Here is a 10,518-nt window from a genome sequence, read left to right as displayed (position 1 = left end):
GGGCCCGGGCGATCGCGACCCGCTGCTGCTGGCCGCCGGACAGCTCCGCGGGCCGGTGGCCGAGCCGGTCGGCCACGCCGAGGGTATCGGCGAGCATGTGCGCGCGTTCGCGCGCCGCGTCGTCGATCCGGCGACCGCCCAGCTCAAGCGGGAGCACGATGTTCTGGAGCGCGGTGAGCATCGGCAGCAGGTTGAACGACTGGAACACGAAGCCGACGTGCTCGCGGCGGAAGATCGTGAGCGCGTCGTCGTCGAGTGATCCGAGGTCGGTGCCGGCCACGGTGACGGTGCCGCCGCTGGCCTGGTCAAGTCCGGCCAGGCAGTGCATCAGCGTGGACTTGCCTGATCCGCTCGACCCCATGATCGCGGTGAACCTCCCTCGCGGGAGGTCGAGGTCGATGCCGCGCAGGGCATGCACCTGGGCATCGCCCCGGCCGTAAATCTTGGTCAGGTCCCGCGCGCTGACGGCCACGGCTTCCTGAGTGGCCTTCTGGGTGGTGGTCGTCATGGCATAGAGGCTTTCGTTTGACCGGGCTGGAGTCGTTCGGGGATCGTTTGTAGGGTGGGCGGTAGGAGGTCGACGGATCTGGGCTGGGATATGCCGAGCGTGCTGGTCACTGCTGCATCCTTGGATCGTGGGTAGGGTCGGCATACATGGGCGGGCAGCCGTCATCGATGGCTTCGAGGCGCAGTTCGTAGTGCCAGGGTTCGTTGCTGTAGATCTGGCACAGCCCGTACTCGGCGCCGTGTTCGGATAGCCACGCCGTGGCATCGAAGTGCCCGATGTCGATCGCGTCCCCGGAGACGTGAACAGAGGCGTCCGCTGTGGCGACCCATCGTGCAGCCTCCATCTTCCGAGCCATACTCGGAAGATGGCCTCGCGAAGCAGCTGATCCTTGAACTCCGGGGGACGCTGCCGGACCGATCGGTCGGTCCTCCCGGTCGCGCCAGACGCCGGCGGCACACCGATCGGACAGCAGGAGGGTCATGGCATTACGGTGCCCGGCACGGTGCGGCCGGTGCCTCCGTCTGAGGTGCCGATGATCGGTCCTCAAGGCTTAGCCGTCAGGCCCGTAGGAGGAGGCAGCCGGGCCCGGGTCCGCACATGATCGAGCCATGATCCCGCTGAGCCTTGCCCAGATCGCCGCCGTCACCGCGGGCACCGTGTCCCGCTCGGAAATACGGTTTCGTGCTGTGATCAGGGGTTTTGCTGAGCGATCAGGACGGTGGCTGCGACCATCGCGATGTGGTGTTGACGCTGGTCTACCGGTTGGTGAGGGGCTTGTGCGGCCTGCGGCCTGCTGGCGGTGCTGGTCCGTTCTGATCTGTCCAAGGATGTTGAGTTGCTGGTGCTCCGTCACGAGAACCACGTGCTCCGCCGTCAGCTCGGCGGCCCGCCGCGGTGGGGTCATGTCGATCGGCTCTGGCTTGCGGCGTTGTCGCGGCTGATCTGCCGCCGCCGGTGGACGGAAGTGTTCCCGGTCACCCCTGCGACTATCTTGCGTTGGCATCGTCACCTGGTAGCGCGTAAGTGGACCTTCACGGACAGGAGGCGCCCGGGACGGCCCTGCACCCGCCGGCCGCTCAAGGCGCTGATCGTGCGGATGGCGCGGGAGAACCCGACCTGGGGGCATAGAAGAATCCAAGGCGAGTTGGCACGCCTGGGGTACTCGATCGCCGCCTCTACGGTGTGGGAGATCCCGCACGGCGGCCGGTATCGATCCGGCGCCCCGCCAGGCCGGGCCGACCTGGCGGCAGCTCCTGGTCGCTCAGGCCCACGCGATCATCGCGTGTGACTTCCTGGTGGTCGAGACGGTGCTGCTCAAGCGGCTGTATGTGCTGATCTTCATCGAGCACGGCACCCGGAGACTGCACCTGGCCGGAGTAACCGCGCACCCGACTGGAGCATGGACGGCGCAGCAAGCCCGCAACCTGCTCATGGATCTGGGTGACAGCATCGCCGGCCTGCGGTTCGTGATCCACGATCGAGACCCGCTCTTCACCGCCGCCTTCCGGGAAGTCTTCAAAGCTGAAGGGCTTCGTCCATCACCACGCTGCCACGGACGCCGAGGATGAACGGCGGCCAAGGTCTCATCCGGCACCGGGACCATGCGCCGTGATCGGTTGGTCTTGGGATCGACGAACTGTAGTGACCCGTCCGCCCGCACCGACCCGGCGCCCAAGGCGTTCTGGGACGACGTGGGCTGGCAGGGCCGCGAACTGCTCGGCGACACCGCGCACTAAGGTGCGCTTCCGGATGGGCACGGAGCAGCCTCAGACTCGTCGGCTGAGCCGTACCACGATGCTCTTCGAGGTCGGGGTGTTGGATGTCTCCGCGACCGAGTCCAGGGGCACGAGCACGTTGGTCTCCGGGTAGTAGGCCGCACAGCAGCCACGCGAGGTCGAGTAGGCGATCACACGAAACCCCTCCGCCTTGCGCTCTCCGTCAGGCCATTCGCTGATCAGATCGACGGTCTCACCGTCGGCGATGCCGAGATGGGCGAGGTCGTCGGGATTCACGAAAACGACCCGGCGGCCGCTGCGGACACCGCGGTAACGGTCGTCCAGCCCGTAGATGGTCGTATTGTACTGGTCATGGCTGCGCACCGTCTGAAGAAGGAGCCGCCCTTCAGGGATGCGTAGAATCTCAAGGGCGTTGACGGTGAAGTTGGCCTTCCCCGTGTCCGTGTTGAAACGCCGTTCGTCACGTGGCCCGTTGGGCAGGGTGAAGCCTCCCGGGGCACGCACCCGGGCGTTGAAGTCGTCGAAGCCGGGCACCACGCGTTGGATGCTGTCACGGATGGCATCGTTGTCGGACTCGAAGCGCTCCCACGGGATGTCGGAGTCCGCATCCTGGCCGAACATCTTGCGGGCGAGCCTGCAGACGATGGCGACCTCGGAGAGCAGATAGTGCGAGGCCGGCCGCAATCGTCCCCGGGAGGCGTGGACCATGCCCATGGAGTCCTCCACGGTGACGAACTGGTCGCCGTCCCGCTCGGTACGGCCCAGCGTGGGAAGGATGAGCGCCTGCTCACCGCACACGGCGTGAGAGCGGTTTAGCTTGGTCGACACCTGAACGGTCAACCGGGCCTTACGCATCGCCGCCTCGGTTACCTCCGTGTCCGGGGTCGCGGCCACGAAGTTGCCACCCATTGCGAAGAACACCTTGGCCTGCCCGTCGCGCAGCGCTCTGATCGAATCCACGACGTCGTGGCCGTGCTCGCGCGGCGGCTCGAACCCGAACTCCTCGCGCAGCGAGTCGAGGAACGCCGCGGAAGGTTTCTCGTAAATGCCCATAGTTCGGTCGCCCTGGACGTTGGAATGTCCACGCACGGGGCAGACACCGGCGCCTGACCGGCCGACGTTGCCGCGCAGCAGCAAGAAGTTGACGACCTCGCGGATGGTGGGCACGGAGTTCTTGTGCTGGGTGAGACCCATCGCCCAGCAGACGATGACCGACTTAGCTTTGATGACGTCCTCGACCGTGTCGTCGATCGCCGTCCGGGGCAGCCCGGTTGCCTCCTCGACGTCCGCCCAGTCGAGCTTGCGTATGTTCTTCTCCCAGTCGTCGAAGCCGTTGGTGTGTGCCTCGACGAACTGGCGGTCGATCATCGAACCGGGCGCCGCGTCTTCGGCCTCGAGCAGCCGCCGCGACAGGGCCTGGAAGAGGGCGAGATCCCCGTTGAGCCGGATCTGGAGAAACCGATCCGCGAGTTTGGTCCCATTTCCGATGACTCCAGCAGGTCGCTGTGGGTTCTTGAACCGCATTAGGCCAGCCTCGGGTAGCGGGTTCACCGCGACGATGCGGGCGCCGTTCTCCTTGGCCTTTTCCAGGGCCGACAGCATGCGGGGATGATTGGTGCCGGGGTTCTGGCCGACGACGAAGATGAGGTCGGACTTGTAGAGGTCCTCAAGCGAGACCGTGCCCTTGCCGATGCCGAGCGTCTCGGTGAGTGCCGAGCCGCTGGACTCGTGGCACATGTTGGAGCAGTCCGGCAGGTTGTTCGTGCCGTAACGGCGCACCAGGAGCTGGTAGACGAACGCGGCCTCGTTCGACGTGCGACCGGAGGTGTAGAAGAGCGCCTCGTTCGGGCTGTCGAGCTCTCGAAGCTCCTTCGCAATGATGGAGAACGCCTCGTCCCATGACACTGGCACATAGTGGTCGGAGCCGACCGGCTTGTGCATCGGCTCGGTGAGCCTGCCCTGCTGGCCGAGCCAGTAGTCCGTACGCTGCGCCAGTTCGGTGACGGCGTGCTCGGCGAAGAACTCGTGCGTCACCCGCCGGAGCGTGGCCTCCTCGGCCACTGCTTTCGCGCCGTTTTCGCAGAATTCTGCCGGGCTGCGGTGCGTCCCTTCGGGCCACGCACACCCCGGGCAGTCGAAGCCGTTCTTCTGGTTCACCTGTGCCAGCGTCAGGAATGTGCGCTTGACGCCCATCTGCGCGTACGAGATCGCCAGGGAATGAGCCACCGCTGGGGCTCCTGCCGCCCACTCCTTCGGTGATCCCACCTGGAGGCCCTCGTCGCCAACGTCCCGCCGCGGAGCCCTTTTAGCCACCCGATACCCCCTTTTCTGGCCATCCGCCTTGTGTAAAGGTACTGCCTGGTGATGGCCACGCTCCCGGCCGGGGAGCCAGGTCAGGCATCGACAGCCGAGGGGCAGTCGTGGCAGGTCCCATGCCGTAGCAGCGGCTCCATAGCGCAGCTAACTGACTACGCCAAGCAAGGATAGACAGACAGTATCAATGCCGACATACTACTCATCTATGCCAGAAGATGGTCAAAAGCTGACATTTCCCACATCGGGTGGGTTTCTCAGTCGCTCCCGAACGATAGCGCCCCCTACCTGGAGCCGGTGGTTGGTCCCCCCTGCCGCGCTTTCGGTGCACCTCGCCATTGGACAGGCCTATGCGTGGAGCGTGTTCAAGCCGCCGCTTGAGTCGGCGCTTCACCTGTCTGGCACCCAGAGTGCCCTTCCCTTCCAGCTCGGCATCGTCATGCTGGGGCTGTCCGCCGCTTTCGGCGGACCTCTGGTCGAGCGCAACGGCCCGCGCTGGGCGATGTTCATATCGATGGTCTGCTTCTCCGCGGGGTTCCTGATCTCCGCGCTTGGCGTGGCGACCCGGCAGTACTGGCTGGTGGTCCTCGGGTACGGCTTCGTGGGCGGAATCGGCCTCGGCATCGGTTACATCTCGCCGGTGTCCACGTTGATGAAGTGGTTCCCCGACCGCCCTGGCATGGCGACGGGCATCGCGATCATGGGCTTCGGTGGCGGCGCGCTCATCGCCTCGCCATGGTCGACGCAGATGCTCGGCTCCTTCGGGACCGCCACGGGCGGAATCGCGGAGGCGTTCCTGGTGCACGGCGTGGTCTACGCGGTCTTCATGTCCCTGGGCGTGCTCCTGGTCCGGGTTCCACGGGACGGGTGGCGCCCACAGGGGTGGGACCCGGCGCGGTCGACCGCGCGAGCGCTGGTCACCACCGCGAACGTCTCGGCACGCAACGCGATTCGCACGCCGCAGTTCTGGTGTCTGTGGATCGTCCTCTGCTTCAACGTGACCGCGGGCATCGGCATCCTGGAGAAGGCCGCGCCCATGATCACGAACTTTTTCGCGAACACGGCCGCACCGGTCTCGGTCAGCGCGGCCGCGGGTTTCGTGGCCCTACTGTCGCTCGCGAACATGTCAGGCCGGATCGTGTGGTCCTCGACCTCCGATCTCATCGGGCGGAAGAACATGTACCGCGTCTACCTCGGTGTGGGCGCCCTGCTGTACCTGGTGATCGCGCTGGCGGGGAACGCCCACAGCTTCGTGTTCATCCTGTGCGCGATGGGCATCCTGTCCTTCTACGGAGGAGGGTTCGCCACCGCCCCGGCGTATCTGAAGGACCTGTTCGGTACCTACCAGGTGGGCGCGATCCACGGCCGCCTTCTCACGGCCTGGTCCACCGCGGGCGTCCTCGGCCCGCTGATCGTGAACGCCATTGCCGACTCTCAGAAGGCCGCCGGCAAGACGGGCCCCGCCCTCTACACCACATCCCTCTACATCATGATCGCACTGCTGGCGATCGGCTTCCTGGCCAACGAGCTGATCCGTCCCGTGAACGCCAAGTTCCACGAGCCTCAGGCCATGGGGGTCGGCGGACAGGACATCGTGGCCACCACGCAAGGAGGATCATGATGGCGGACCAGCACGGCGGGGCGTCAGGGCGCATTCCCCTGATGATCCTGGCCTGGGCCTGGGTGAGCCTGCCCTTCGCCTACGGCGTCTACGAGTTGCTGCTGAAGCTCGGTCAGCTCTTCAGCGGCTGAACGCGGCCTGGCCCGCGGTCGAGAACCAGGCCGCCGCACGTCAGCTCGGATCAGACGACGGTGAAGCAGGGAAGACCGATGCTCCTGCCGTCCCTGAAGCCCTCCACACAGATCTTGGTCTGGCTGGGGAAGTGCCGCTGCGGGTAGACCGAGCTGCGGTACGTCCTGTTAGACGAGAGGGTTTCGGTGTGAGTCCACTGACTCCACCCGTTCGAGCTCCACACGCGGGCACGGACCGTGCCGACGCGAGCGGGAAGACTCCACGGAACCGAGACCTCGAGCCTTGTACCGCATCAAATCTCGTACACAGGGCCTGAGCTGGTATTTCTTTGAGTCACCTAGGCAGCTCTGTAGTACTCGTTGATCGCCCCGCCGACCACTCTTCGACGCTGGACCCGGCCTTCCATCGGAGTGGCGACTCGCTCGTCCTGATCTGGTGGGCGTTGTTGCCGAGCCTGGTGCGGTCGATGCGCGTTGTAATGACCGGCATATTCATCGAGGATCGATCGCAGGTGCCGTTCGTCGTAGATCAGCATGCGGTCGGTGCATTCGGCCCGTACGGTACGTACCCACCGCTCGGCGTAGCAGTTCGCCCGCGGCGTGCGCGGCGGAGTCTTGACCACCCTCACACCCGCGCCGACGAAGACCTCGTCGAAGACGCCGGCGAACTTGGCGTCTCGGTCGCGGATGAGGAAGCGGAACGAGCCGACCCGCTCACCCAGATCCATGAGCAGGTTGCGGGCCTGCTGAGCCGTCCAGCTGCCGGTGGGGTTCGCGGTCACGCCCAGGATATACACGCGCCGAGTGGCCACCTCCATGACGAACAGCACGTACAGGCGCTTCAAGAAGATCGTGTCGACATGGAAGAAATCACAAGCCAACAGGCCTTTCGCCTGGGTGCGCAGGAACGTCCACCATGAGGTGTCGACGTTTCGGGGAACCGGGCCGAACTGCCGGCTCCGGAGGATCCGCCGCACGGTTGCTTCGCTGACCTCGTGGCCGAGCCGGACGAGCTCACCGTGCACCCTACGGTATCCCCAGGCTGGGTTCTCCCGCGCCAGGCGCACCACCAGGTTCCGGATCTCCTTGCTCGTCCTCGGGCGGCCAAGCCGCCTCGGATACGTCCAAGCGTGTCGGACCAGGCGGCGGTGCCAGGCCAGCAGCGTGCCCGGCGTGACCAGCCGGTGAGCGCGCAGGACGGATGGTAAGAAGCGCGCCAGCGCGGCCAGGACCGCCCGATCGGCCCAGTCCGGTCTCGGCCGGGCTACCTGACGCCGCAGCACCGCCACCTCATGCCTGAGCACCATGATCTCGACATTCTTGGCCGTCTCACTTCGACCCAGTAGCGCCAGCCAGTTGAACAACCGAATCATGATCAGATATAGGAGGCGGAGAGACACGGACTGATCTTGCCGTCCACCGCCGCCTTGGTCGACCCGCAGGTCAAACGCACTACGCTGACTTTTGAAGCGGTACAGGGCGGCGCCCTCGAGATCGCCACCACGATCTCGGAGCATGATCCGATCACGGTGCGTTTCACCGGAGAGCTGACAAACGTACAGACCGAGGCGGTCACCGCGATGGCCAAGCACCTCACGGGAGTCCTGATGGCGCCGCCCGGCGCGGGCAAGACCGTGATGGCCTGTGCACTGATCGCCCGGCATCAAGTGCCAACTGCGATCATCGTGAACCGCGCCGAACTGCTCGACCAATGGAAGGAACGGCTGACGACGTTCCTCGATCTTGACGGAGCGCAGGTGGGCGCCAAGGGCAAGGGCAAAGACAAGCGGCACGGTGTCGTCGATGTCATCATGCTGCAGTCCGTAGCCCACCGCGACGCCGACCCGTCACTGCTGGACGCGTACGGCATGGTCATCGTCGACGAATGTCACGCGGTCGGTGCTCCGGCCGCCGAGGCCGCCATCCGTCAGGTGGCCGTGAAGCGCTGGATCGGGCTATCGGCGACGCCGTACCGGGCCGACCAGATGGACGCGCTCATCACGATGCAGTGCGGACCGATCAGGCACGAGATCACCGCCGAGGTGCCGTTCGCCCAGCGGCTCGTCGTTCACGCGACCGGCTTCAGCACCGAGGAGATCGGAAACGACGGCGCCTCCTTCCAAGCGATCTACGGCGAACTGGCCGCAGACGACACCCGGACCGCCCAGATCGCCGCCGACGTCGCGGACGCGGCACGCCGGGGTAGAAACAGCCTGCTCTTGACCAATCGAATCGAACACCTCCAATGCCTGGCCGCGGTCCTGGAGGACAAGGGCTTGGCAGCGACACTCCTGCACGGGCAACTCGGCGCCGCAGAACGCGACCACGTCCGCACACGCCTGGCCGATACCGAGGCAGGCCCGCTGGTGCTGGTGGCCATCGACAAGGTCGCAGGTGAGGGGTTCGACTGCCCCGGCTGGACGCCCTGTTCCTCGCGATGCCGATCTCGTTCAAAGGAAAGGTGATCCAGCACGTCGGCCGGATCATGCGAGCAGCCGCCGCGAAGCACGACGTCGAGGTGCACGACTATCTGGACGCACAAGTCCCACAGTTGGAACGCATGTACGGCAAGCGGCGCCGCACCCTCACCCGCCTCGGCTTCACCACCACAGCATCCGACTCAGGCGGACGCACACCGACCACCGCCGCTCCCTCGAGCCCCACCCCACCAGAGATCGCCCGGCCAACCGGCCAGCAGCCGACCGCATCGCAGGTGCGCGCGTGGGCTCGCGAACAAGGACTCCTGGTCGCTGACCGCGGCAGACTCCGCCCCGACACCTGGGAAGCCTGGCATGCCGCCGCCGGCACCATGCCCGAGAAGAACCCGTGACTCGAAGAGAACCCGTGTGGCACGGACGGATGCTGCCCATCGGCGCGAGTAAGGCTCGGCTACCAGTTACGCTGAAGGTGCAACACAGGCGCCCGCGACGGAGGGAGTCGAGCGACGGTGAGCGTGGACCTCGAACACGAGCCCATTCATGACCTCGCCCGCCGGGTCATCCGGTTGGCCGAGGAAACCCAGCACGCCGCTCAAGTGCTCGAACGCCGTCTGGAAGCGCTGGAACGCCGCTCTGAAGCCGCTGGCAGAGCCGAACGCATCCTGAGCATCGCCGCCGGCATGCGAACCCACCTGGGTCAGGACCGGCTCTCCATTGAAGACCTGTACGACCCGGACACCGGCCTACCCGCGTGATCATCGATTCCAGCGCCATCATCGCTGTCATCAACGGCGAGCCCGAGGCCGCCCAATTCGCCCACGCCATCGCCGCAGCCGTATGTCGCATCTCGGCTGTCAACTACGTCGAAGCGGCCATCGTGGCAGACAACCGTGGTGAGGCCATGCGCAACGCCTTCGACACACTCGTCGACGAAATGGGCCTCATCGTCGAGCCGGTAACGCCCCATCAGGCCAGGATCGCGCGGCAGGCGTACCAGATCTACGGCAAGGGCAACAACTCCAAGGCCAGGCTCAACATGGGCGACTGCTTCGCCTACGCTCTCGCCAAAGACCTCGACCAGCCCCTGCTCTTCAAAGGCGAGGACTTCCCGCACACCGACATCACCCCCGCACAGCCCTGACGGTCAAGCAGTCCCCTTGCCAAGGGTGATCACAGGGGTTCCCGCAGGAGTATCGTGTGCTGCTGTGACTCGCCGCCCCCCTGACGATCATCTGGATGAACTAATCGAGCAGGCGCTCGTGGACGCCTACGACGATGATGAGCAGCTCTCCGGCTTTCATGTGATGATCAGCGACAACCTGGCGGTGCCGTTCGAGACGACCGTGCTCGGCCTGAAGGTCACCATCACCGCGATCGACTTCCTGGTAGGTGGTGGCATCGTGGCGATCTGCCGCCATGGCAAGCACAAGCAGGCGATCGGCATCCTCGACCTGCCGCTGCCCGACCCTGTGCCTGCCGAAAATTACGTCCGTGCAGTTCAAGCGACATGTGAGTATTCGTGGAGGATTCCGCCGAGCCGGTCGTGTCGGTGGATGTTCAGGTCGAGGATGCGCGCCGGTTCGGTGATCGGGTCATGAGAGCGGGGAACTTGCCGTCACGGTCTCGAATCAGGAACCGGGCCCGGCAGCCCGCATCCTCCAGATCAATGACGAGGTTCCTTAGAGTGCGTTTCGCGAGTCCATGCCAGTGATGTCGCAATGTGATCGGACGGATTTGTAGCGTTACCACCGGTTGGCGGGCTGGGATGTGC

The 10,518-nt window shown here is 65.5% G+C and carries 12 protein-coding genes; 8 read left to right on the top strand and 4 right to left on the bottom strand.

Annotated elements, in window-relative coordinates; all coding sequences use genetic code 11:
• Together AB0J09_RS42165 and AB0J09_RS42160 are read right to left on the bottom strand one after the other, a co-directional pair.
• On the bottom strand, positions 1–508 hold a 508-nt coding region (locus tag AB0J09_RS42165; RefSeq protein ID WP_360704041.1), incomplete at its 3' end, for an ATP-binding cassette domain-containing protein.
• Positions 509–614: 106 nt separating this feature from the next.
• On the bottom strand, positions 615–851 hold the full coding sequence (locus tag AB0J09_RS42160; RefSeq protein WP_360704038.1) for a hypothetical protein: 237 nt from the start codon (positions 849–851) through the stop codon (positions 615–617).
• A 952-nt stretch (positions 852–1,803) separates the two neighbouring features.
• On the opposite strand from AB0J09_RS42160, the gene AB0J09_RS42155 reads away from it, so the two are divergent.
• A complete protein-coding gene (locus AB0J09_RS42155) occupies positions 1,804–2,076 on the top strand; it encodes a hypothetical protein (protein ID WP_360704035.1) in 273 nt (90 codons plus the stop codon).
• Between the two features lie 198 nt (positions 2,077–2,274).
• On the opposite strand, the gene AB0J09_RS42150 is transcribed toward AB0J09_RS42155, so the two are convergent.
• Positions 2,275–4,557: an FdhF/YdeP family oxidoreductase gene (locus tag AB0J09_RS42150; RefSeq protein WP_360704032.1), complete on the bottom strand. Its 2,283-nt coding sequence runs from the start codon at positions 4,555–4,557 to the stop codon at positions 2,275–2,277.
• 208 nt (positions 4,558–4,765) lie between these two features.
• On the opposite strand from AB0J09_RS42150, the gene AB0J09_RS42145 reads away from it, so the two are divergent.
• Complete coding sequence (locus tag AB0J09_RS42145; protein ID WP_360704029.1) at positions 4,766–6,178, top strand: OFA family MFS transporter; 1,413 nt, start codon at positions 4,766–4,768, stop codon at positions 6,176–6,178.
• On the top strand, positions 6,175–6,309 hold the full coding sequence (locus tag AB0J09_RS42140; protein WP_360704026.1) for a hypothetical protein: 135 nt from the start codon (positions 6,175–6,177) through the stop codon (positions 6,307–6,309). Before AB0J09_RS42145 ends, AB0J09_RS42140 begins: the two co-directional genes overlap by 4 nt.
• A gap of 338 nt (positions 6,310–6,647) precedes the next feature.
• Here the strand turns inward: AB0J09_RS42140 and AB0J09_RS42135 are convergent, their stop codons facing one another.
• Positions 6,648–7,682, bottom strand: a complete 1,035-nt coding sequence (locus tag AB0J09_RS42135) for an integrase core domain-containing protein (RefSeq protein ID WP_360704024.1) — start codon at positions 7,680–7,682, stop codon at positions 6,648–6,650.
• A 36-nt stretch (positions 7,683–7,718) separates the two neighbouring features.
• On the opposite strand from AB0J09_RS42135, the gene AB0J09_RS42130 reads away from it, so the two are divergent.
• The 5 genes from AB0J09_RS42130 (at position 7,719) to AB0J09_RS42110 (ending at position 10,345) form a co-directional block, all read left to right on the top strand.
• A complete protein-coding gene (locus tag AB0J09_RS42130; protein ID WP_360704021.1) occupies positions 7,719–8,774 on the top strand; it encodes a DEAD/DEAH box helicase family protein in 1,056 nt (351 codons plus the stop codon).
• Complete coding sequence (locus tag AB0J09_RS42125) at positions 8,771–9,139, top strand: hypothetical protein (protein ID WP_360704018.1); 369 nt, start codon at positions 8,771–8,773, stop codon at positions 9,137–9,139. Before AB0J09_RS42130 ends, AB0J09_RS42125 begins: the two co-directional genes overlap by 4 nt.
• 117 nt (positions 9,140–9,256) lie before the next feature.
• Positions 9,257–9,502 carry a hypothetical protein gene (locus AB0J09_RS42120; RefSeq protein WP_138710108.1) on the top strand — a complete coding sequence of 82 codons (246 nt, stop codon included), beginning with the start codon at positions 9,257–9,259 and terminating at the stop codon, positions 9,500–9,502.
• A complete protein-coding gene (locus AB0J09_RS42115) occupies positions 9,499–9,888 on the top strand; it encodes a type II toxin-antitoxin system VapC family toxin (RefSeq protein WP_360704014.1) in 390 nt (129 codons plus the stop codon). Before AB0J09_RS42120 ends, AB0J09_RS42115 begins: the two co-directional genes overlap by 4 nt.
• Positions 9,889–9,952: 64 nt before the next feature.
• On the top strand, positions 9,953–10,345 hold the full coding sequence (locus tag AB0J09_RS42110) for a hypothetical protein (protein WP_360704011.1): 393 nt from the start codon (positions 9,953–9,955) through the stop codon (positions 10,343–10,345).
• The last annotated feature ends 173 nt before the right edge of the window (positions 10,346–10,518 follow it).

The sequence above is a fragment of the Nonomuraea sp. NPDC049784 genome, assembly GCF_040659615.1.
Lineage (GTDB): Bacteria > Actinomycetota > Actinomycetes > Streptosporangiales > Streptosporangiaceae > Nonomuraea.
The sequence above is the reverse complement of the archived record's forward strand: the minus strand, read 5'-3'. Positions and strand labels throughout refer to the sequence as shown.